Genomic DNA, 22544 nt, shown 5'->3' on the forward strand with positions numbered 1-22544 from the left:
ATCTTTCTTGGGCATCTTAATCTTCCTTTTGACCCTCAAATCAAAGGGTTAGTCTATACTAACTTGATTAAAGTGCCCCCTTAATTGGGGTAGAGCCTGAAACCCTTCTGTTATTCTATTACTTTACTCATAAGGGTATCGAACACTCAACTTGACTAGAGTTGATTAAACAGATAGAAATAAATGATATCTGAAAACAAAGCAGGATTTCATTAATGGGGCATAGTCTTCCCTTGATTACCACGCTTGCCATAGCACTGAGCTTAGCGTTACTCATGGGATTTATTTCAGTACGACTTAGACTGCCGGCACTGGTTGGGTATTTATTGGCTGGCATCATGATAGGCCCCTTTACCCCCGGGTTCGTTGCTGATGCGCAGATAGCTCAAGAGCTCGCAGAGATTGGGGTGATGCTTCTGATGTTTGGGGTTGGTTTGCATTTCTCATTAGCCGACTTGCTTGAAGTCCGTAAAATCGCACTACCGGGTGCTATTGTACAAATTACGGTCGCAACAGTACTTGGTACATGTGTTGCTGCTGCATGGGGATGGGGATTTGGCAGCGCTTTGGTTTTCGGGCTTGCTTTATCAGTCGCAAGTACCGTTGTGCTGCTCCGAGCGCTTGAAGAAAGGAATATACTTGATTCAATTAATGGGCGCATCGCAGTCGGATGGCTCATTGTCGAAGACTTGTTTATGGTCATGGTTCTTGTCTTACTCCCTCCTTTGTCACAATGGCTAGGAGGCAGCGCATCTCACCATGCCGACCAAAATCTATGGTTAATATTAGCAATTACACTCATTAAGGTTTCCGCATTTATAGCCTTGATGTTATTTGTGGGGCGCCGATTTTTTCCTAAATTGCTCTGGCATATTGCCCGCACCGGATCACGGGAACTTTTTACCCTTTGTGTCATAGCCGCTGCGGTTAGCATCGCTTATGCTGCAGCCAAATTATTTGGTGTCTCCTTCGCACTTGGTGCTTTTTTCGCCGGAATGATTATGCGGGAATCCAAGTTCAGTCACCGCGCTGCTGAAGAGTCCTTACCACTAAGAGACGCATTTGCCGTACTGTTTTTTGTGGCCGTAGGAATGCTATTTGATCCCAATGTTGTTTTTGAACAACCGCTACAGATCCTTCTTGTCGTAAGCATTATTGTCATTGGCAAATCAATCGCTGCGTTTGCTTTAGTCCTTGCCTTTCGTTACCCATTAAGCTCCGCATGCATCGTTTCAGCCAGTCTTGCGCAGATCGGAGAGTTTTCTTTTATTCTTGCAGAGCTTGGTGTGCGGCTTAACTTGTTGCCCATTGAAGGGCGGAGCTTTATTCTAGCTGGCGCTCTAATATCAATCGCCATCAATCCTGTGGTCTTTAAACTGATAGAGCCTATTCAGATTTGGGCTAAATCACGATCGAAATTCGCCCGATTATTTGCACGATCAACCGATCCTTTAGCTGAATTACCCATGACCACCAGCGAAAAATACCTCGCAGGGCAAATTGTTCTGGTTGGATATGGGCGCGTGGGTAAACAAATTGCAAACCTCTTGTTTAAAAAAAATATCCCTTATGTGGTTGTCGATGAAAATCGTGAGGTGATTGAACGGCTTAGGGCTGATGGAATACCTGCCATTTGCGGCGACTCCACTGTACCCTCTGTGTTGATTCAAGCCCATATTGCGCGTGCCGATATGCTTGTTATTGCCATATCGGATACCTTTAACATAAGACCAATGATTCAATGCGCCCGCACGCTCAACAAAAACATAGAAATTGTTATTCGAACACATAATGAAGATGAAGCATCGTTATTAAAACACGAGGGACCAGGCAAAGTATTTTTTGCTGAAGAAGAAATTGCGAAAAACATGAGCCTTTATGTTTTAGAGCGATTTGGCAAATCAATTTGAAGCGCCTGCTGCCTCAAAAATACCTTGAAAATTTCATCTATACCCGTGATCCTTCAAAATGCGTCTTTATTTTTTGTTCTGCTATAGTTTAAAAAGCGAGTAATGGCTATTCCTTTGCGAGTTTTTTAAACTATAGCAGGGCAAAAAAGGAAAAGCAGAAAATACGCATTTTGAAGGATCACGGGTATATACTGTAACCTTATGAACTATCTCTTGGAGGCAGAACATGGCGCTTAAAAGGATCTTGATAACGACTGATTTTTCCAGACACGCCCATTTTGCCTTGAAACGAGCCATTCAAATTGCAGAGTTTTTCCAGGCAGAGCTGACCTGTCTGCATGTTATTAATCAAAATTGGCTACCCCTGATTAAGGCAGACAGCTCTCATGATGAGGAGAGTGCAATTAACGAGGCCGAACACGCTTTTGCCCGCGCATTAAAAGATACAGCTACCTCTTATCCAATCAAATTTACCACGCTCACAGGCCGTGCCCCTGATCAGATTAACCAGTATATCAACGATAATGATATTCAGCTGGTACTCATGGGTGCGCATGGCACTTATTATCTAAATGACTATATTCTTGGCACCAATTCAGAATCAGTGGTCAAGCAGGCTAACATCCCAATTCAACTGATAAAAAAAGAACCTGATCACTATTATCAACGCGTTTTAGTCTCCACCGACCTTTCAGACGCGAGCAAAAAAGCGGCTGAAACTGCCTTTCAACTCTATCCTGATGCAGAATTTCTGCTGCTTCATATTGCCGATGTCTGGTACGGAAAATACCTTGACGATATCAGTAAAAACCAACAGTTCGATGATGAAATGAGTCAGAATTTACAAAAAAAACTGGACCGATTTTTAGAGGAATGTGAGGTCGATGCCACTCGTTTTTCAACAAAATTTATAGGAGGCTACCCCGCAAACGATATAGTAAAATACGCATCTATCTGGGATGCTCAACTCGTTGTGGCAGGCACGCGCGGGCACTCATTGTTGCATTACATTCTAATAGGAAGGACAATTGACAGGTTGTTAAGAACAAGCACTACAGATATGCTGGTTGTTCCGTCATAATTGTGAAGTGTCTCATTGTTATCTATTGCCTTTATGATTTCATAAACTTACGCCTAACTTAACTCGTTGAGAACAATGCAAATACCCATTGAATACATCTTTATAGGTATATCAGTTTTGCTGATTCTCAGTGTATTAGGCAGTAAAATTTCAGAACACATCGGCGTACCCTCTCTTTTAATCTTTCTTATTATCGGTATGCTGGCAGGTTCTGAAGGGCTGGGCGGAATCGCTTTTGACAATGCTTTACTGGCCCAGTCAATTGGTATTGCCGCCCTTATATCGATTCTATTTTCAGGTGGATTAGATACTGACTGGAAAACTATTAAGCCTATAGCAAAACAAGGAATTGCACTTTCAACCATAGCTGTTGTATTGACGGCATTCCTGGTTGCGAGCTTTTCCTATTATGTGACACATTTTACATTCAATGAAAGCATGTTGCTGGGTGCCATCGTGTCTTCCACTGACGCAGCCGCTGTTTTTTCTATCTTACGCTCAAAGGGAGTACATCTTAAAAGAGAACTTCAAGCCGTTATTGAGCTGGAATCAGCAAGCAATGATCCCACCGCGGTATTATTAACCCTTGGGTTGATTCAAATTATCCTTGTTCCAAGCACCACGATAACTCACTTATTTTTGATGTTCGTTGCTCAGGTCACAATTGGTGTTTTAATTGGATGGGCCATGGGTCATCACATACCAAGACTAATTAATATGCTAAAACTTGAATACAAAGGATTATATCCGGTATTAACCATCGCGCTTGTATGCTTTACATATGGCATAACAACGGTGCTGCATGGAAATGGTTTTTTGGCTGTTTATTTAACAGGGCTAACGATGTCAGGCTACCAATTTACCAATAAAGAAAACTTAATACAGTTTCACGATGGGCTAACCTGGCTAATGCAGATCATCATGTTTATCACACTGGGATTATTAGTATTTCCTTCAAAACTGCTTGGATATATTAGTCTTGATATCTTGCTTGCTTTCTTCTTAATTTTGATTGCAAGGCCAATCAGTGTCTTTATTACGTTATTTTACAGTAAACTTCAATATAAAGAATTATTAATGATCTCATGGGTAGGTTTACGTGGAGCTGTTCCAATTATTCTTGCCACATTCCCACTGGTTGCAGGGATACCAAAGGCAGATATTATTTTTAACCATGTATTTTTTATTGTCCTAACGTCTATACTTGTTCAAGGTACGTTGGTTCCGTTTGCTGCACGTGTGCTGAGCGTGGAAAAATAACTGCCGGCTAATGAACAATTGATTTAATTATCAAGGAGGTGCACTTTTGAAAAAATTTAATCGTATTTTGTTTATTAGCACCCGACTTCATGGTGAGCAGGAAGCATTAGAGCAGGCCGTACTGCTTGCCGAGGAGAATAAAGCCACGCTTGATGTGTTAATTGTATGCCCTCAGTTTCCTGATACTATCACAACTCATCAAGAACCTTATGGACTTTTTCTTAAAGACAATGCATACAAGCAAATTGAAGTTGCCAAATCAATCCTTCCCGTAAAAAAAATAAACATAGAAATAGAATGGGGTGACACACCAGATATTAAAATTGTCCAGCGCGTCATACGTCAGCACTATGATTTGGTCGTTAAAGAAGCGGAAGATAACGAAAACAAGGCAGGATTTAAGGCATTAGATATGGCTTTATTGCGCAAGTGTCCATGTGCGCTTTTTATCCATCGGGTTTCTGGTCATACAAGCCATAAACCTAGTGTGGCAGTCGCCATTGACCCTACAAATGATACGCCAGTAGCCTATGATCTTTCTGTGAATCTTCTAAGAATGTCGCAAATTATCGCAAAACACTATAATAGCGAGCTCAGTATCGTATCTTGCTGGGACTCTGCCATAGAAAGATATCTACATAGCCATTACTTAGTCAGTGTGCCCCAGCAACAAATCAATGAAGTGACGACCCGGGATAGCAATAAACATCTTCATGCATTACATGAACTGATTAAACAATCTGGAATTGGCAAGAAGCAGAATATTTATCAATTAAAAGGCAATCCAGCCGATCTTATTCCTTCATTCATTACTGAACAAAAAATCGATGTTTTAGTGATGGGAACGGTAGCCCGAACAGGAATAGCTGGTTTTATCATTGGGAATACAGCCGAGAATATTCTCCATAAAATGGATTGCTCTCTCTTAGCACTAAAGCCACCCGGCTTTGTTTCGCCGGTTCAAGACTATTGATGATGCTTATGTTAAGCGATTAACCCACTTTGACTTGAGGACAAAACTGAGTTTATGACGCCGAAAATAACAACAATACCTTCCTGGCACAGTCGCCCATTTAACGATATTCAGAATGAGTTTGTCACATCTCCAAAATCTGGCTTGACGGAGTTGGAAGCAAAAAAAAGACTGATTGATTCTGGATACAACGAGTTACCATCCGTAGCTCAGCGATCAGCTTTTGCCCGCTTGGTAGCTCAGTTTAAAAACATTCTCATCTGCATATTGTTGGTTGCGGCATTGGCTACTTTATATCTTGGAAAATTCATTGATGCATCCATTATATTTGGTGTGGTCTTAATCAACACCTTGATTGGTTTTATACAGGAAGGTAAAGCGGAGCGAGCCATTGCGGCGATACGTGAAATGCTTTCTCCCAATGCGACAGTAAGAAGAGAAGATAAGCGGCTTATAATCCCGGCCAAAGAGTTGGTACCCGGTGATTGGCTTATTTTGCAAGCGGGAGATAAAGTTCCTGCGGACATTAGGCTGTACGCTAGTAAGAATTTGAGAATCGATGAAGCAATTCTTACAGGTGAATCAAATGCTGTTGAAAAAAACACCAAAGAAATACCAGACAATACACCACTGGCAGAGCGCACCAACATGGCTTTCTCAGGCACATTAGTTACCTCTGGCACAGGGGAGGGCATTGTTGTAGCAACGGGTATACAAACAGAAATAGGAAAAATCAATCAGTTGTTAATCAAAGTAAAATCCATAACAACCCCTTTACTAAGAAAAATGGCGGTATTTGCACGTTGGTTAAGTGTATTTATTTTAACACTGGCCGGGCTTTTGTTTGCCATTGGTTTTTATTTACACCAAATTCCAGCCCACGATATGTTTATGGCATCTGTGGGTATTATCGTCGCTGCAATTCCTGAGGGACTGCCTGTCATTTTGACTGTTGCACTGGCTATAGGAGTCCAGCGTATGGCGAGCAGGCATGTCATTATCCGTCGATTACCGGCTGTCGAAACTCTGGGCTCCGTTTCCATCATTTGTTCTGACAAAACAGGGACGTTGACGAGAAATGAAATGTCTGTACAACAAGTTTGTCTTGCGGCCACTGATTTACATGTCAGTGGGACTGGTTATAGCTCGAAAGGTGATTTTTTTATTAATGAGAAAAAAACAAACCCAGTGGCCAACTCGGATTTAATCGATTTATCTACCGCCTGTGTACTCTGCAACGATGCCGAAATTGATTTCTATAAAAATTCCAAATTGGATGGAGACCCAATGGAAGGCGCTCTTCTTGCGCTTGCTGCCAAGGCAGGTATTTACAGGCAGGAATTGAAAAAAACTTTTTTATTGACGGACTCCATTCCATTTGATCCAAAGCACCGTTTAATGGCCACTTTATATCAACATGGATCAAAATCAACCATCTATTCAAAAGGTGCACCCGAAGCCATATTCAAGCGTTGTAGCTTTCAACTAAAAGACCATCAAAAAATACCTTTTGAGCGGAATTACTGGGAGGAAAAGGTAACAGAAATGGCAAAACTTGGGTTACGCACTTTAGCCATTGCATACAAACCGCTAAACACCCTTAAAAACACACTAAAAGTGAATGATATTGAGACGGATATGATCCTGCTTGGTGTCGTCGGCATCATCGATCCACCCAGAGAAGAAGCAATTATCGCAGTTAAAGAATGCCATGCTGCAAACATCCGAGTCAAAATGATCACGGGCGATCATGCTATCACAGCACTGGCCATTGCTAATCAACTAGGAATCGGTGAAGGGCATCAAGCACTTACCGGAGATGAATTAAATGCTCTCGATAACTCAGCCTTTTCTGAAGCCATAGAGCACACGAATGTATTCGCCAGAACCAGCCCGGAAGATAAACTGCGCTTGGTTAAGACTATGCAGGAAAAAGGATATGTGGTAGCCATGACTGGTGACGGAGTCAATGACGCGCCGGCCTTGAAACGGGCAGATATTGGCGTTGCTATGGGGAAAAAAGGTACTGAGGTGGCCAAGGAAGCGTCCGAAATGGTTATAACGGATGATAATTTTGCCTCAATTGTAGCCGCTGTTAAAGAAGGTCGTACGGTGTATGATAATTTAAAAAAGGCCATTTTATTCCTGCTGCCTATCAATGGCGGAGAAACGCTCAGCCTTGCTGTTGCTATTTTATTTAATTTCTCATTACCTTTTACTCCAGTACAAATTCTCTGGGTCAACATGACCAGTTCCGTGGCATTAGGTTTGGCACTTGCCTTCGAGCCATCAGAACCACATATTATGAAAAGACCACCTGCGCCACCCCATGAACCACTATTATCCAAATACCTTGTCTGGCGAACAGTATTTGTTTCCATCGTATTTCTGTTCGGTGTTTTTGGTGTATTTCAGTGGGCTTTGTGGCAAGGAGAAAGTATTGAAACAGCACGCACAATGACAGTGAATACATTGGTATTACTTGAAATATTTTACCTGTTTAGCTCAAGATACATTCATGGGCCTTCGTTCACTTGGAGGGGTATACATGGTACGAAACCTGTGTTAATTGCAATTGGGGTTGTAGCAATGCTGCAGATCAGTTTTACTTATTTGCCGTTTATGCAATTTCTTTTTCAAACAGAATCGCTTGCTCTATCTTACGGTATTGGAATAGGCATCATTGGTGTGCTTGGATTCATAATTGTGGAGTTTGAAAAACTTACTGCTATATTTATTAAAGAAAACCGAACAATGCACTCAAATACAAACTCCAATGCTTAGTGCAAAAAAGAGCTGGTTAACAATAAATACTGCGTCACTGTATTCTGTGCAGTGACGCAGTAACTCACAAACTCTACAACCCAATAAAATCAAACCTCAACCACCTATCTGTCCTGACGCGCTCCGCGAGAAAGGATAAAATAATACCCTAAATTGCTTGCCCCAAGATCCTCACTTTGATAATTTAAAGCTGAAGCATTACTGATGAGCTGGTGAAATCCAGCGAAACGCTTAAGCGTCTAATGCTAAGCCACTTTGTTCCCTTAACCCCGTGGCTGGACGTTCAGCCGGGAACATCTTCATGGAACTCTGTCATTCGATAGAGACGGTTCGAAAGAGCCATAATCATCAGGATAATGACCATTAATCAGGGATAAAGCTTTTGGCTTTGTCTTATATATTCAACCAGCAAATAAAAGGAGAAAAACACCTCAAAAAATACGTTGTACCATGGCGAGATCGTTTGCTTTATAACGATTGATTTGCCCAAACTTCGAGCTATACGGCTTTGCCGGGTTTCATTATTGAATTGAACCGTTCGACCAACACTAAACTCAAACAGGGCAAATACCACATTGTAACTACCTTTTCGGGATCGGATGATGCGAAATAGTTCATTGCGAAAACAGGCTTACCACCTAATGAAAATGAATAAGGAAGGAACCTATAAAGAAAGAAAACGTCGTGCGTTTGTTCTTGATAAAATGATTCATGGCTTGTATGCCTGTCAAAATACACCTGCAAGATGGCAGGATATTGAAACCCAACATATTCACAAATTGGTTAAATGTTGGAAGAAACAAAGAATCAAACCTACCACCATCATGCGCTATATGGTTATTATAAGAAAAATTATAGCCGATTTAGATTGTCATGTGCCTTATATCGATAACAAAAGCCTGCAATTAACCCGCACTAAGCCACGTAAAAAACGCATTAAAATGGATGCTGATTTCTGGCAGTGCCTGACCTATCCGCCAGTTCGCATCATTATGGCTTTGCAAATGCAATTTGGCCTTACCTTTAACGAGGCCATCAAGATTAGAGCTCCCGTTAATATCCAAGACCGTCAATTAACAATTTCTGGTGATATTGCTTTTAATTCAATGGAACGTATTATTCCGGCATGTGCCAAACAGCAGCAGGCTATCTTAAATGAGTTGAATCATTTAATAGATACGGATATTAACCTCATCAAAAAATATGGTCATTCGCATTTAAGAACATCATGGAGCAGCGAACTTAAAAAGTATAACCTTCCCAGCAACAAAAGCTGGCGGTATTGGTATGCAAAACGGCGCGTAGTAGAAATGTTATTGCCAGAAGCAGGACATGCTCAAGCCTGCCAGACTATTCAAAATGAAATGGGAATCAAGTCACGTAATACGCTGTGGTCATATCTCAATCACTAAGTTTACAAAAGCTATCAATCCCCATCTTGCTATCTGTCTCAACCATATTTATTCATTGTTGTTTTTTTTGCATGGGACACAAGGGACAAATGGGGCAAGCCCGTCATTACTGGCTTAGAGCCGTCCCTTGGCACTTTTTGAAAGTGGGGCACTTGGGACAGATGGCTTGGTTTATACGCTTTTTTGGCTATTCAGGTATTTCAATACATATAAGCGGAACGTATTGTAGGTTGCGGTGAAGCTTCCCTCATCACGTAAGGTTTCCCATATAGCGGTAACCGACCACCCTTTTTCTAAGGCTTCGGAAATGTCCTCTTGCAAGGCTAAAAATTCTACCTTGTTTTTTCTGGCGTTTGTTCTTTGTGGATTCTGCCCATAAGTTGAGATTGTTTCTACTAAGGTTTTTTTCATTATCAGTTCTCCGTAAAAATAGTTGTTCAATCCTTTTAGTTTTATCATTTATTTCTATTTATTTTCGACCTTTTCGGTAACTTGCAAAGCCATTTTGGGTAATTTTCGGTAATTTATTATTTATTTTCGTTTATTTATGATTATTCCCGTTACTAATCGTTATATAACGAACAATAACGAATAATTACCAAATTGCGGTTCTAAAATAAATTTCAAAATACAGGGCAAGATAGGTGAAGTTAGCTAACCAGCAAGCTGGCTACCATCCTTCACAAGTCTTATTCGCACCTTCGGTGCTCAACGTAAAAACACGAACTTTGCTGCTTTGCATATAACATTTTATTCCCCTCCCCAAATTTTATTGGTAAACACATACAGTCTTGGCGTTCCAACTCCTTTAATTCTTGGCTTGTGTGAGGTGTTACCATCAGGGGCGGATTTCAGCCATCCTGCTTGCAATAAAGTTTTGGTCACGCTGCGTTGATCGAAACCTTTGCAGAGTTCGTTTTTATACACTTCGGTTAACACCATATATATTCGAAAACCTTCATTGTCGGTTTGATAAAAACCAGCTCGGTTGATAATTTTTTCATTGTTGGGATGATTTGCACTGTCAAAACGGCTGGCTCCATGCGATTCAAAGAAGGCTCTCACCTGCGCCATAATGGCACGGTCTTCGCGGTTGCCATCTTTACCGAAAGCATCCAGCCATGCAGTAAAGCAATTCTCAGCAGCAGCGAATGACTCACCTTCTTTCCACCCAGTCAGACCAAAACGACTGGTCAACTCTCCGGCAGCAGCTACCAATGCAAAGCGCCTGGCCACACGGATTATCTGGCCCGTTGCATCCGGCTTGATCACCGCACCAACAAAGGTTTGAATAGTATCAGTAACAAATTTGATTATTTTCTGTCGATGAGTAACAATTTTTTTAAGCCATTCCACACCAATGACGCCATAATATTGGCTGGTATATTGCTTAAGTGATAAAGCCATGCTTGCTGGACTCAATTGATCATGAATCATTTCAAAGATACCCATATCGCACCCAGCATCCGCTTCAATATCAGCAAGGCGTATTTCCTGACCTGCATTACTGCGCTGCCCTGTTTTTGCCATAAGAGCTGTCAAAGACTCCTCCCCAGCCGAGAGGAAAAATAAAGACCATTGAGCAGATTTTCGGACCGTACCAGTACGAGACGCACGTGTTTTTCCCTGACCATTGGCCAGTAAATAAGCAGCCTCACCAGCTTCTCTGGAATCCAATTGACTCAGCTCATCAAGAATTAGTAAACCATCATTGTGTAATGCTGCCAGACCTTCAAGGCCATTCGCCGTGCTACGCCATAAACGGCAATAGGATTGTGGATTGCCCCAAACCGAGGCAGCTACTTTTAGAGCGGTGCTTTTGCCAGATGATGATGCGCCTCTGAAATGAAAACCGCCCGAATCTTCCCCTACTAACTTTGCCAGTATTGGCGCAAGGGCTGTTGATATGGCAAACACCAGTCTTGAATTGCCAATCGCAAGACGGCCGATTGAATCTCGCCATTCTTCGAGGCTGCCTTTTGAAGACAATGCGGGCTCAATAGCGTGGGTATTCTGGAATACAATCTTCTCTGTTGATTGCCCGATACACCGAACTGCGGTGACAAAAACATCTTCATACCAGCCTAATTTATCCACGCAACGTGCACGCGCTTCAACCGGAAAAACCTGTAAATAGGAGGTAAGCAGATCACGTGCTGCTCTGTTGGGTGAAATACTCAACCCAAGTCTTGCCAGCTCTCGTCTTACATCGGAGGAATCACCTTGCAGTAAGGACAATGGCATCGCCCACTGATGGGTTATGCCATCATCATCCTGCCATTCCAGCAGGCGACCCCATTCACCACTTTGAGCATCTCGTGTTTTTGCAACAACATGCAAGGGTGAGCATATCCATCGAGGGGGTAAGGGGCTGCCATCTTTATCGATGCCGATAAAAGTTAACCCTTCATCCGTTAACCGAAACCGACCGCCCGCATAATCGCAAACAATTGCTCGTATTTTTGGTGTATTGGGTAATTCAATAACGTGATTATTTGACATACTTTGTTCTCCAAACAACATTCAATGCAGCGGAATGAAACCAAGGCATTCCGGCAAATCAAAAAAAGTAATTGTTATGCATTCTCAACAAGCTGCGACTGACCTTCGTCACTGGTTGAGTAATAAACTTTTTGTTGTTGGAGAAAATTAAGTACATCGCTTTTACGGTATAAAACCTTGCGACCAATTTTCAAATAAGGCACACCACCACCAGCCCAACGGTTACGTTCAAGTAACTGGGTGGAACAGCTTAAAACTGCCGCGATGATTTGTTGATTAAAAAGCGCAGAATGGGGCGCTGATTCGAATTCGTTTAATAGATCTAGCCTAGATATTTTTTGTGCAGGCATAGGAGTCTCCGCAATTGATTATTCACACAGCATAATGCTGAACCAGTCAATCCTTTGATGAATCCCAATGCCTTTCCGGCCTGGCCAGAACAAAACATTGTTCCTATCCTTTCCTTAGCTGAATTTAGCTCCTGCTAAATAGCCTTGGGTGGGAAATAAAAGCTCTAACTTCAAGCTTGTAAAAAGTATCGCGTATTCCCTCAAAGATTGTCAAGGGCAAAAGATCGAGTTCAAAGATGTGTTATCAAATGATATTGATTGTTACTGAAAATAGTTTTAAAAATGAATGTGTCCCATGCGTCCCAATGATGCAAAACAAGGTTGGGACAGCTAAAACCCACTAATGACGCGGGCGTCCCACTTGTCCCCAGTGTCCCTCGTGATTTTTGTATGTCTGTAAAAAACTCTTTAACATGATTTTTCTAGTTGCCATACAACCAGTTAAACAAATCAGGAAGTTTTGCCCAATAAAATTCTGGAGTTTCAAGCTCAGAGATTTGATGTGCTAACATGCCGTTCCAATCAGCACTAAGATCAGCTTTGCCGGGCATAGCGTTAACTGATTCAAGCGTTGGAACGGTAACATTTTTAAAGTCACATTTTTTTTCTAAAGCCGATATAAGTTTTTTACGATCAGGTGACCATCTGGGGTCATCAAACAGATGAATAATATCGTATAGATCTCTTGGCCTCATTCGTTCAACAAATGCTCGGAGCTTTTCTGCAAATATTTCTTCAATACAATAGGTTTGAACCTGATAATCAAAAGCATCATCGTTGTAAGGATGGAAAATGGGTTTCTGAATTGGTGGCTCAACCAAGATTTCATCCCAGGATAAGTCTAATTTAAGAGTTGGATTGTTTCCCCTTCTTTGCATAGGGCCTATGTATGCTAATTTCCCTTGAATAGAAAGTTCCCCCCTTGGATTCTTATATAATTCAAAGCTTATACCATCTTCTGGAAAGGTTAATCCGACTTGTTCATATACCCAACCAGCGATACCCACAAATACTGTCTTGAGATAATCTGGGTTTCGATCACCAATATTGGATATCGTGAAATCAAGATCCTCTGAAAATCGATACGATTCGAAGTAACATTTTTTTAAACAGGTACCCCCTTTGAATACCCAACCATGTTGTAATTGTTTCGCTTCACTAATACCAGCTAGAAGCCAATTCAATACATAATCTTTTTCAATAGTATTTGCGGGTAGCTTATGTTTTTTTGCTTCATCAAGAATGTCTTGTTTGTTAATCATACTGCTTTTTCCTTCCAGGATTGAGGCACCCATACTCGCCATTTAGTGACTAATTTATCACAGGTTTGAGCTGGATTAAGTTTGGCATAGCCGGTGGTTAAGTTTTTTTGGCAATAATCCATCAATTTTTGCTCTTCGGGGTATTTAGCCTCAAGAAGAAAACCAAGGCGTTTTAAAGCCGCACCATTTGGGGCAAGCTTTAAGTGCTCAATAAATTGCTCAATATTTTTCATTTCAGATTTAAGATAGTTTCCAAGAACGTCCACAATAAAATTAATTCCCCCACAAAAATCTGGGAACATGAGCATATCAATCAATGTACGCGTTGGATCCGAAATTTTGACTTTGACACCACTTAGCCAGATTGATTTTAGACCATAAAAATATTTTGGTTTTAATGTGTGTAGAACATACTCTGTTCCAGCAAGAACGGGGTTTCTGTTCTGCACATTTTTTTCCGTCATGACTGTAATGGTTCTGAATAATTGTTCTGTTAAATCCCAGTAGTTGGCCGCATTAACGCCACCAATGTAACAAGGAGCGAACATCTCGGATGCTATAGCAAAAGGTTCTTCGGGTACTATATCGCTGGTTAAAGATTCTATGGGAACCAATATATAGACACCTTGGCTAATTCGCTCAAGCCAGCCTTTTTTATTTAGCTGGGCTAAGCGTTTAGCCGCTTGAACTGGTGTTAGTTGCCATACTTTTGCAGCTAGTTCAGCGGTGATGGTTGTTTTAGACGCACGCCATAACCGAGCTAATGATTGTCTTTCCGACGTTCCTAAGCCTTCAAACCCCATTTTTTTACTATAATCTGCATTCATATTTTCATTAATTGTGTGAAAAACTATATATACAATATAGCATAAATCCAAAATAACTATATTATGATTTTAATAGTTCACGTATAAAATGAAAAAGAACAAACAAAATATAGTTATCTATTAGGGGTTAACCGGGTAATGTTGAGGGCTCAGTTACCCTCATGCATCTCAAAAAGTAATCGGTAATTTGTTGCATTGGTTTTCTCAACCGCTCAACATCAGTCACAATGTAACCTGCGGTAATATCACCATTCATTTTATGATTCATTAAGCGTTTTAAGGCATAAGCTGATACATCTAACCCTTCGGCAATGGTTATAAAGGTACGTCTTAAATCGTGAACGGTAAAATGAATACCTGAGAGCTTGGTGACATTAGCCATTTGCTTACGTGGTTCGATGATATGACCAGCAGCGCCGGTACCGGGAAAAACATACTCATTGCTCTTGTTTTGCCGGCGTCTTAAGAGTAATTCGTACAGGTAGCTAGAGAGCGGTAATGTATGGGAGTCATGATTTTTAGTATCGAGGATAGTAAGCGTTTTGGCTTTTAAATCCACTTGCTCCCAGCGTAGTGTTGCAGCCTCCTGACGGCGTAGGCCTGTCAGTATGATAAGCATCAGGTAGTCTCTCAAAATCTCACTTTGCAATTGTTGCACACCAAGATACCAACCAGCTAGTTCATGGGCTTTAATATAGCTTTGCCGACGCTCAACTCGATACCAGGCACGGGTTTGGGATAAGCGTTTCACTGGGTTTTCAGTAATTAATGATCTTCCTTGTGAGTCTTCATATTGACCGGCGGCGAAATTAAAAAGGGCTCGCAATAGACGCATGGCTAAATTGGCATAAGCTTCGCCACGTTCCTGTCCTAATTTTTTATGGTGCTTGGCTACTTTGTCTTTCGTGATGGTAAGAAATGGTTTATCACCCCAGCCAGCGAAACCCGTGCCTAAAACTTTCTTGTAATTATAAAGGGTATTGTGCTTTAGCGATTTACGGACTTGGATATAATCATTAAATACATCGTTTAAGGTCATTTCCCGCATTTTTTCAGCGCGCTTTTCGGCAAGAGGATCGATTCCAGTAGCAATTTGCCCGAGCAGCTTTTGGGCTTCCTTTCTTGCCATTTCAACCGTGAGATCTGGGTAGCGACCTAATGTAATTCGAGAAAGTTTATTCTTTATCAGTTTTTCCACAAAAAAGGCTTTTGTACCACCGGAAGTGATTCTAACGCCAAACCCCTTCATGGAATCATCATAATATCGCTTTTGTGCCGTTCGTCCCGAGGTGGTTGAAACAGGTCTGGGTAATTTATCAAGAGCTGATTTTGTGATTCTCATATTGGCTTCCAGTTTATGCGTTTCTAAAACGTGTCGAACATGTGTCGAAGAATTAATTAAAACATAATAAAAGAGATTATACCAGAATAATAGCTGAAAGCCTTATAAACAAAGGGTTGTCAGGAAATGTTAAAAATTGGTAAAAGTCCTTAAAAGCCATAATTTTATAACTGTTAATCATTAGGTCGGCGGTTCGAGCCCGTCCCGGGGAGCCAAGCCCAGTAAGGGTTTTGGCGTCCTAGCTCGAAACTATTAAACTCAAAATTTCAAAAACGCTCCTCTAAACGTTCCTTTTAGCACGCTGCTAGGCTTTATTTCGTTAGCCTTAATCAAATTTACAGTTTCTACTTTCCTCGCCCGCCAGCAAAAGAACAAAATTATAGCAGTATCTAATTTTAAACTTTTAGGGGAGAAAATGTATAGTATAAAAATAGCACTATTAGAGTCATTTGCGACTTAACATATCAACAGGAATAAAAAATAAGTTTTTTCAGTCATCACACTTATCACTTTCGTCACTCCCACCAATCCAAGCACCTCAACTCTTGGTGAGATTTAACTTCACTGTTTTACTCATTGAATAGTGTAGCTTATTGAGCTATGATTGAAGCTCATTTGGCTTCATGTGGAAATTATGTTAGATACCTCCATATTATTTTCTGAATATCGACGGCGTGTACTTGGGCTTTTACTGCTACACCCTGATGAGCGCTATCATGTCCGAGAGATTGCAAGATTAACAAGTACGACAGCAGGTACGCTTCATCGAGAATTATCCAAACTTGCTAAGGCTAATATACTATTACGCGAGCTCAGTGGTAATCAGGTCTACTATCAAGCTAATCGTAATTTACCTATTTACCCAGAACTTAGCAGCATTTTGAAAAAAACATCTGGTTTGGTGGATGTCTTATTTAATTCGCTAGCTCCATTAGCTGAAAAAATCGAAGTGGCTTGTGTTTTTGGTTCGGTAGCAAAAGGAACTGAAAATCTGGGCTCTGATATCGATGTACTTGTTATTGGTGACATTGATTTTACAGAAATAGTAACCGCTCTTTATTCTGCTCAAACCAGTTTAGGACGAGAAATTAATCCCAAAATATATTCGAGAGAACAATGGAAGGCCTCTTTACAAAAGCAAGAACTCTTCATCCAAGAGATTTTAAATAATCCTAAACTATTTATCATGGGAGCTGAAAATGACCTTGGATAACTTAATAGGTATCAGCCTGGAAAAGATACCATCGAATCCAGATGCGATAAAACGGCTTTTGCATGCTGCTGAACGCAATATTGTAGATTCAAAAATTGACTTGGTCAGCGCTGAAAATCGTTTTGACGCTGCTTATAAGGCCATTATGCAATTAGCAAATGCAGCACTTCAAGCCCATGGATATCGAACCTTAACGTCTAAGCCTGGCCATCATCAAACGATGATTCAGTTATTGCCCCAGACTTTAGGTACTGATAAAAAAACAGTAATTATACTCGATGCTATGCGTAAGCAACGCAATATTGCCGATTATTCAGGGGATATTATTCCTGAGAGTACGGTAGTAACCTGTATTGCCCAAGCAGAAGCATTATTAAACGATTTTAAAAAACGGCTGAAAATTAATGAATTACCAAATAAGCTATGAAACAAATCCCACGTCAGAAGACATCCAAGTATTAAATGATGGCATCATGGAACAAGCTAAGCAAAAAAAAGGGAATGAGACAGCTCGATTTTTTTGCTTTTTTTATTCGTGATGAAAATGGAAAAATCATGGGCGGATGTGGCGGTGACAACATGTATGGTGGCCTGTATGTCGGGCAGCTGTGGGTCGCCGAAGAATTGCGCGGTAAAGGCTATGGCACTCAGTTAATGCAAAAAGCAGAGGCTTTAGCAAAGGAGAGTCAATGTAATTTTATTGCAGTCAATACATTTGATTGGGAGGCTTTGGATTTTTACAAGAAGCTAGGGTTCCATGTAGAGTTCGAGCGCAGAGGTTTTGATAAAAATTCGATATTTTATTTTCTTCGTAAAGACTTGAAAGATGACTCGCATATTTCAACATTAAACCAAATAGAAATACGTGCTTTTGAGGAAACAGACATTCCTCTTCTAGTTAACGAATTCGCTCGCCACCATTGGCATAAACCTCAATCAACTTTTAACCTTTACTGGCATGAGCAAACCATTAATGAGCGGTTTATGTGGGTTGCTCTACATAAGGAGCAACTTGCTGGTTACGTGACATTAAAATGGAGTTCTTATTATCAACCTTTTAAAGAGCAAGGCATCCCAGAAATTATGGACTTAAATGTTTTGCCACCCTATCGGAATAAAGGCATTGGCACACAATTATTAAAAATTGCAGAACGGTTAGCTGCTACTCGCAGCCACGTTGTTGGTTTAGGTGTTGGATTGTATGGTGATTATGGTAATGCCCAAAAATTATATATTAAAAAAGGCTATACACCGGATGGGTGCGGTGTAACTTACAATTATCAGGTAGTGCCACCAGGTGATAGCGTTCCGGTAGATGACGATTTAGTGTTATGGTTTACAAAAAATATTTCATGAAAAAATTAGAAGAAAATATAATTAATTTGTATGCTGAACAGGGAAAGCAATGGCTTGCTAATTTACCTCAGCTCATTGCACGGTTAGAAATAACTTATGGATTATCTCATTTAAAGCCTTTTGAAAATTTAAGCTACAATTACGTTTTATCAGGGTTTCAAGATGTACAACCTATTGTCTTAAAAATAGGTCTTGATAGTAATGCATTAAAACAAGAAGCGCTTGCGCTTAAAGCCTTTGCGGGATTTGGCGCAGTTAATGTGCTGATGGAAAACGAGGAGATGCTACTACTTGAGCGTGCCGTTTCAGGTGTTTCTTTAAAAGCCTATTTTTTCGAAAAAGATAATAATGCCATACAGATTACTTGTGAATGCTTAAGACGGTTACATGAAGCCCCTATACCTAACACTCATCGTTTTCCTCATATCAATGATTGGCTTACAGCGCTGGATAAAAGTCTTAATATACCCAATGAATTACTAGACAAAGCGAGGACGTTGCGTGAGAAATTAATTTCAACCTCTGCAAAACCTATCCTGCTTCATGGCGATTTGCATCACGACAATATTCTACAAAATGGTAATAACTGGGTTGTTATTGACCCTAAAGGCCTAATAGGAGAACCAGCCTATGACATTGCAGCGTTTATTCGAAACCCTATGCCAGAACTGCTGCAACATAATAATGCTTTAAATATTATTAATAACCGCATTTTACAGTTTGCTAAAATCTTTAACTTATCTGAGCAACGCATCATTGATTGGTGTTACGTTCAAGCCGTACTTGCATGGGCTTGGGCATTAGAAGATGGTGGTGATGAAGCTTATTTTAAAAAATTAACCGAATTATTAACAGGTGCTAATAATGCCCAATACCAATGACATTCATATCGACGTTTCTCTTGTACGAGAACTGATCAAAACCCAATTTCCAGAATGGGAAAATTTAAAAATTAAGCCTGTAGAATTTAGTGGATGGGATAATCGAACCTTTCATCTCGGTGAACAGATGACCGTGCGTTTACCATCCAATGCGGAATACTCAGGGCAAGTAGAAAAAGAGCAATATTGGTTACCTAAATTAGCCCCGCATTTGACAGTAGCAGTTCCAGAGCCCCTTGCCATGGGTAAACCAAGCAAAGAGTATCCTTGGCATTGGTCTGTTTATAAATGGCTTAAAGGAGATACGGCAGCAATAAATCGTATTAATGATTTAAACCGATTTGCTATTGCATTGGCAGAATTTTTAGTGACGTTGCAGGGATGTGATGCCACCGGTGGTCCTTTAGCAGGAGAACATAACTTCTATCGTGGCGGTAATCTTGCAGTCTATGATAGAGAGACAAGAGAAGCGATAAAATTACTTAATAATAAAATTGATACCCAAGCTGCAACTAAAATATGGGAGTCTGCATTAGCTTCGACTTGGCAAAAATCCCCTGTCTGGGTGCATGGTGATATTGCAACAGGTAACTTACTAGTAAATGACGGCCGACTAAGTGCCGTAATCGACTTTGGACAATTGGGACTTGGCGACCCAGCTTGCGATTTAGCAATTGCCTGGACTTTTTTCAAAGACGAAAGCCGAAATGTCTTTCAAGAAGCTCTAAAATTAGACCAAGGCACCTGGGCTCGTGGGCAAGGGTGGGCATTGTGGAAAGCATTGATTGTCTGCGCTGGGTTATGTGGTGTTAATCCTGGCGAAGCGGAAAAATCTAAAATGATCCTTAATGAACTGCTTGCAGATTATCAAAACAATAGCTGAAGGACTTGTGTCCAGACAACGGTCTATCCAATAGGAAAAACTAATTTTAGCAGTGCCTCAATCGCTATTTTTGATAATGCACGTTTAACCTATAATGTTTTCTTAAAAATATACGGTTCAAGACATTGCAGCATCTAACATATCAGATATTGCATCATAATATCCCCATCCCATATGCTCAGCTTTTTTAACTACAACACGAAGTCTTTGCTCAAAACCAGAAATTTCCTCATCGTCAAAATTTTTTATTAATTTTAATATATTGCTAAAAACTGATTCTAAACTGCAGTAATACTGCTCATACATATCGCCAAATTCACATAAGAAATCTGTACCATATTCAACATAACAAACCATCAAATCAATAAGTCCTAGTGTATCATTAGTTGCTTTTTTATAGTCACTTATTGCCTTTTTTGCATCTTTTAAGCTGATTTGTTGATTATTTTTCCATGGCTCATTTGGCGCAATATATTTTTTTACAAGCTCTTTATAACGTGAAAGTACTTGCTCATTTTTAATAAAGCGCGCCTCAAGAAAATCTTTATTTGATTGTGAAAGAGCATACAAATCTGCCACTAATCCAATTAAATCGCGCTCAGAACATCTAGACAATACTTTTCTTACTCCTAGCCATTTATTATTGGCCTTTATTGTCTTGTCTCCTGTGCTCATGATTACAGATTCGTTTATTTTTTTATTGGTCATTCGTGCTATTAATTCTCATGTACTGGATATAGTCTACAGGTTTTGCTGTTTCTATGCTGGAATAAAAATCTCGACCCAAGTTGTTCTTAGTCAGCAGAACCCAATCTATTCTAGTACATAAACGCTCCTTTGCTAATTCATTTAATCTAGCCAATAATTTCGTAGCAATTCCTTGACGCCTACCCTGTTCTTTCACAAATAAATCATGAAGGTAAAGGCCAGGGCCATCAAAAAGAAGAAAGTTACGATTAGTCATCGAGAAAATTGCAAATCCCACTGGTACATTATCTAATTCGGCTATTAGGGCTTCAGCTATTGGCTGTGCTGAGAAAAAATTTTGCAACAAAGTTTCTTTTGTTTGCGAAAATCTATCTAGCACTTGCTGCTCTGTAAATAGCTCTACGAGCGAATTATAAAGAAAATCCAAATCTTGATAAACAGCAAAACGAATGGCTAGGGTTTTACTCATCAGATTTTTAGCCTATTTTTTGGTAAGAATCATGTCCGATAAAGCGTGCACCGGGGCCTTCATGAGTAACATCGGTTGCCTGTTTATTTAATATAGCAAGGGTATCGATAGATTTTTTCTCATTGTCAAAATTACCACTTACACTGAGAACTGATTCACACATAGGATAAACCACGCTAAACGTTATTGCATTCCCAATAAGATAACCCGTAATAGGTCTTTTTTTGTTAACTGCTTCAGGGCAAGTTTTAGAAGCTACTGCTGTTGTAAAATAGCCAGCGATTTTATTATCAGCCAGAATGTTCAATTCTAAAACAGAGCCTCTCTGGTTTTTAAACGTAATTTCATTTTTTTCAGCAAAAACTGCCTGGCATAACAAGGTAGTGGCTACAGCTGTTATGCTTAAAGATAGTTTAAAGTTCATTTTTACTCCTTTATTTTTAAACAAACACAAGTTATTGTTCTACCAAAGTCGGGAACATTTCTATTGTCCGAGAGAGCTGGCAATTAATCTCTTTACATTAGCAAGGTAAGTATATCGAAGTGCTTATGAGAACCAAAGACAGAATAGATATTTTTTGACCCTGTAAATAATTCTGTGTAACTGTCATTGTTTAAACAAAATCAATTAATCGCTCTTCAAACTCGATCATAAACCGATTTAAAGCAGCCTTCCAATTTCTAATGGGCATCGTCCATTTTTTGGAAGCATCCATTATAGCAAGGTAAACGACTTTTTTAGCCGACTCATCGGAAGGAAACAGCTTTCTTTTTTTAATGGCTTTCCTGATGACACTGTTGAGAGATTCGATGGCGTTTGTTGTATAAATAGCCTTTCGAATGTCCTCTGGATAATTAAATAAAGTATTGAGATTATGCCAATGACTGCGCCAGGAGCGGCTTATTTGCGGATATCTACTATCCCAGCGCTCAGAAAACTGATCTAGTGCAAGCAATGCCTCATCTTCTGTTGCTGATTTGTAGATAAGCTTTAAGTCGGCAGTGACTGCTTTGTAATCTTTCCAAGGAACGTACTTCACGGCGTTACGTACCATATGGACAATACAAAGCTGGATTTTGGTTTCCGGAAATACCGTATTAATAGCATCGGCAAATCCCTTAAGGCCATCAATACAGGCTATAAGAACATCTTTGATGCCACGATTTTGCAGCTCTGTCAGCACATTCAACCAGAATTTGGCACCCTCATTTTCAGATAGCCACATGCCCAGAAGTTCTTTCTGGCCTTCAAGGTTAACACCAAGCGCAAGATAAATGGATTTATTAATAACCTGTTTATCCTGCCTGATTTTAACCACAATGCAGTCCAG

At 40.2% G+C, this 22544-nt stretch carries 20 protein-coding genes and 1 pseudogene; 11 read left to right on the top strand and 10 right to left on the bottom strand.

Translation table 11 applies throughout. The annotated features are described in order from the left end of the window. The first annotated feature begins 215 nt into the window (after nucleotides 1-215). From ybaL to E1O65_RS11225, 6 genes are all read left to right on the top strand, one after another. The gene (gene ybaL, locus E1O65_RS11200) at nucleotides 216-1910 is read left to right on the top strand and encodes a YbaL family putative K(+) efflux transporter (RefSeq protein ID WP_133133692.1); all 1695 of its coding nucleotides are present in this window, start codon (nucleotides 216-218) and stop codon (nucleotides 1908-1910) included. 226 nt (nucleotides 1911-2136) lie between these two features. Further along, complete coding sequence (locus E1O65_RS11205) at nucleotides 2137-2991, top strand: universal stress protein (RefSeq protein WP_133133693.1); 855 nt, start codon at nucleotides 2137-2139, stop codon at nucleotides 2989-2991. Between the two features lie 75 nt (nucleotides 2992-3066). Beyond that, nucleotides 3067-4251, top strand: coding sequence for a potassium/proton antiporter (locus E1O65_RS11210; RefSeq protein WP_133133694.1), 1185 nt, complete (start codon nucleotides 3067-3069; stop codon nucleotides 4249-4251). Nucleotides 4252-4297: 46 nt separating this feature from the next. Further along, a complete protein-coding gene (locus E1O65_RS11215) occupies nucleotides 4298-5224 on the top strand; it encodes a universal stress protein (protein WP_133133695.1) in 927 nt (308 codons plus the stop codon). A 54-nt stretch (nucleotides 5225-5278) separates the two neighbouring features. Beyond that, nucleotides 5279-8008, top strand: coding sequence for a cation-transporting P-type ATPase (locus E1O65_RS11220; RefSeq protein WP_133133696.1), 2730 nt, complete (start codon nucleotides 5279-5281; stop codon nucleotides 8006-8008). A gap of 602 nt (nucleotides 8009-8610) precedes the next feature. Then, entirely contained in the window at nucleotides 8611-9420 is an 810-nt protein-coding gene (locus E1O65_RS11225; protein WP_278043654.1) for a phage integrase N-terminal domain-containing protein, read from the top strand. Between the two features lie 180 nt (nucleotides 9421-9600). Here E1O65_RS11225 and E1O65_RS11230 read toward each other — a convergent pair. The 6 genes and pseudogenes from E1O65_RS11230 to E1O65_RS11255 form a co-directional block, all read right to left on the bottom strand. Then, a pseudogene (locus tag E1O65_RS11230) lies at nucleotides 9601-9831 on the bottom strand (TraK family protein); the annotation flags it as partial. A gap of 339 nt (nucleotides 9832-10170) precedes the next feature. Next, complete coding sequence (locus E1O65_RS11235; protein ID WP_133133698.1) at nucleotides 10171-11922, bottom strand: DUF927 domain-containing protein; 1752 nt, start codon at nucleotides 11920-11922, stop codon at nucleotides 10171-10173. Nucleotides 11923-11996: 74 nt separating this feature from the next. Next, nucleotides 11997-12272 carry a helix-turn-helix domain-containing protein gene (locus tag E1O65_RS11240; protein ID WP_133133699.1) on the bottom strand — a complete coding sequence of 92 codons (276 nt, stop codon included), beginning with the start codon at nucleotides 12270-12272 and terminating at the stop codon, nucleotides 11997-11999. Between the two features lie 422 nt (nucleotides 12273-12694). Further along, nucleotides 12695-13534 (bottom strand): nucleotidyl transferase AbiEii/AbiGii toxin family protein, encoded by an 840-nt coding sequence (locus E1O65_RS11245; RefSeq protein WP_165474966.1) that lies wholly within the window; start codon nucleotides 13532-13534, stop codon nucleotides 12695-12697. After that, nucleotides 13531-14412 carry a type IV toxin-antitoxin system AbiEi family antitoxin gene (locus E1O65_RS11250; protein WP_133133701.1) on the bottom strand — a complete coding sequence of 294 codons (882 nt, stop codon included), beginning with the start codon at nucleotides 14410-14412 and terminating at the stop codon, nucleotides 13531-13533. Before E1O65_RS11250 ends, E1O65_RS11245 begins: the two co-directional genes overlap by 4 nt. 76 nt (nucleotides 14413-14488) lie before the next feature. Then, on the bottom strand, nucleotides 14489-15703 hold the full coding sequence (locus tag E1O65_RS11255; RefSeq protein WP_133133702.1) for an integrase family protein: 1215 nt from the start codon (nucleotides 15701-15703) through the stop codon (nucleotides 14489-14491). Nucleotides 15704-16337: 634 nt separating this feature from the next. Between E1O65_RS11255 and E1O65_RS11260 the strand changes: the two genes are divergently transcribed. From E1O65_RS11260 to E1O65_RS11280, 5 genes are read left to right on the top strand one after another with little or no spacing between them, the layout of a single operon-like run. Continuing rightward, complete coding sequence (locus E1O65_RS11260) at nucleotides 16338-16916, top strand: nucleotidyltransferase domain-containing protein (RefSeq protein WP_133133703.1); 579 nt, start codon at nucleotides 16338-16340, stop codon at nucleotides 16914-16916. Continuing rightward, nucleotides 16903-17343, top strand: coding sequence for a DNA-binding protein (locus tag E1O65_RS11265; protein ID WP_133133704.1), 441 nt, complete (start codon nucleotides 16903-16905; stop codon nucleotides 17341-17343). Before E1O65_RS11260 ends, E1O65_RS11265 begins: the two co-directional genes overlap by 14 nt. A 35-nt stretch (nucleotides 17344-17378) precedes the next feature. Further along, complete coding sequence (locus E1O65_RS11270) at nucleotides 17379-18272, top strand: GNAT family N-acetyltransferase (RefSeq protein ID WP_133133705.1); 894 nt, start codon at nucleotides 17379-17381, stop codon at nucleotides 18270-18272. Further along, the gene (locus E1O65_RS11275) at nucleotides 18269-19153 is read left to right on the top strand and encodes an aminoglycoside phosphotransferase family protein (protein ID WP_133133706.1); all 885 of its coding nucleotides are present in this window, start codon (nucleotides 18269-18271) and stop codon (nucleotides 19151-19153) included. Before E1O65_RS11270 ends, E1O65_RS11275 begins: the two co-directional genes overlap by 4 nt. Then, complete coding sequence (locus E1O65_RS11280; RefSeq protein ID WP_133133707.1) at nucleotides 19137-20036, top strand: aminoglycoside phosphotransferase family protein; 900 nt, start codon at nucleotides 19137-19139, stop codon at nucleotides 20034-20036. The genes E1O65_RS11275 and E1O65_RS11280 overlap by 17 nt, the downstream gene beginning before the upstream one ends. A gap of 117 nt (nucleotides 20037-20153) precedes the next feature. On the opposite strand, the gene E1O65_RS11285 is transcribed toward E1O65_RS11280, so the two are convergent. From E1O65_RS11285 to E1O65_RS11300, 4 genes are all read right to left on the bottom strand, one after another. Further along, nucleotides 20154-20744, bottom strand: a complete 591-nt coding sequence (locus tag E1O65_RS11285; RefSeq protein WP_133133708.1) for a hypothetical protein — start codon at nucleotides 20742-20744, stop codon at nucleotides 20154-20156. Continuing rightward, nucleotides 20734-21213: a GNAT family N-acetyltransferase gene (locus E1O65_RS11290; protein WP_133133709.1), complete on the bottom strand. Its 480-nt coding sequence runs from the start codon at nucleotides 21211-21213 to the stop codon at nucleotides 20734-20736. Before E1O65_RS11290 ends, E1O65_RS11285 begins: the two co-directional genes overlap by 11 nt. A 7-nt stretch (nucleotides 21214-21220) precedes the next feature. Then, nucleotides 21221-21637, bottom strand: coding sequence for an avidin/streptavidin family protein (locus E1O65_RS11295; protein WP_133133710.1), 417 nt, complete (start codon nucleotides 21635-21637; stop codon nucleotides 21221-21223). A 190-nt stretch (nucleotides 21638-21827) separates the two neighbouring features. Then, nucleotides 21828-22544: IS256 family transposase (locus E1O65_RS11300; RefSeq protein ID WP_133133711.1), on the bottom strand; the 717-nt coding region annotated here is incomplete at its 5' end.

It is taken from the genome of Legionella sp. W10-070 (genome assembly GCF_900640175.1).
In the GTDB taxonomy this organism is placed as follows: domain Bacteria; phylum Pseudomonadota; class Gammaproteobacteria; order Legionellales; family Legionellaceae; genus Tatlockia.

Coding starts and splice junctions, on each gene's coding strand:
- ybaL (WP_133133692.1), top strand. CDS start 216: ATGGGGCATAGTCTTCCCTTGATTACCACGCTTGCCATAGCACTGAGC.
- E1O65_RS11205 (WP_133133693.1), top strand. CDS start 2,137: ATGGCGCTTAAAAGGATCTTGATAACGACTGATTTTTCCAGACACGCC.
- E1O65_RS11210 (WP_133133694.1), top strand. CDS start 3,067: ATGCAAATACCCATTGAATACATCTTTATAGGTATATCAGTTTTGCTG.
- E1O65_RS11220 (WP_133133696.1), top strand. CDS start 5,279: ATGACGCCGAAAATAACAACAATACCTTCCTGGCACAGTCGCCCATTT.
- E1O65_RS11225 (WP_278043654.1), top strand. CDS start 8,611: ATGCGAAATAGTTCATTGCGAAAACAGGCTTACCACCTAATGAAAATG.
- E1O65_RS11235 (WP_133133698.1), bottom strand. CDS start 11,922: ATGTCAAATAATCACGTTATTGAATTACCCAATACACCAAAAATACGA.
- E1O65_RS11240 (WP_133133699.1), bottom strand. CDS start 12,272: ATGCCTGCACAAAAAATATCTAGGCTAGATCTATTAAACGAATTCGAA.
- E1O65_RS11245 (WP_165474966.1), bottom strand. CDS start 13,534: ATGATTAACAAACAAGACATTCTTGATGAAGCAAAAAAACATAAGCTA.
- E1O65_RS11255 (WP_133133702.1), bottom strand. CDS start 15,703: ATGAGAATCACAAAATCAGCTCTTGATAAATTACCCAGACCTGTTTCA.
- E1O65_RS11260 (WP_133133703.1), top strand. CDS start 16,338: ATGTTAGATACCTCCATATTATTTTCTGAATATCGACGGCGTGTACTT.
- E1O65_RS11265 (WP_133133704.1), top strand. CDS start 16,903: ATGACCTTGGATAACTTAATAGGTATCAGCCTGGAAAAGATACCATCG.
- E1O65_RS11270 (WP_133133705.1), top strand. CDS start 17,379: ATGATGGCATCATGGAACAAGCTAAGCAAAAAAAAGGGAATGAGACAG.
- E1O65_RS11275 (WP_133133706.1), top strand. CDS start 18,269: ATGAAAAAATTAGAAGAAAATATAATTAATTTGTATGCTGAACAGGGA.
- E1O65_RS11280 (WP_133133707.1), top strand. CDS start 19,137: ATGCCCAATACCAATGACATTCATATCGACGTTTCTCTTGTACGAGAA.
- E1O65_RS11285 (WP_133133708.1), bottom strand. CDS start 20,744: ATGACCAATAAAAAAATAAACGAATCTGTAATCATGAGCACAGGAGAC.
- E1O65_RS11290 (WP_133133709.1), bottom strand. CDS start 21,213: ATGAGTAAAACCCTAGCCATTCGTTTTGCTGTTTATCAAGATTTGGAT.
- E1O65_RS11295 (WP_133133710.1), bottom strand. CDS start 21,637: ATGAACTTTAAACTATCTTTAAGCATAACAGCTGTAGCCACTACCTTG.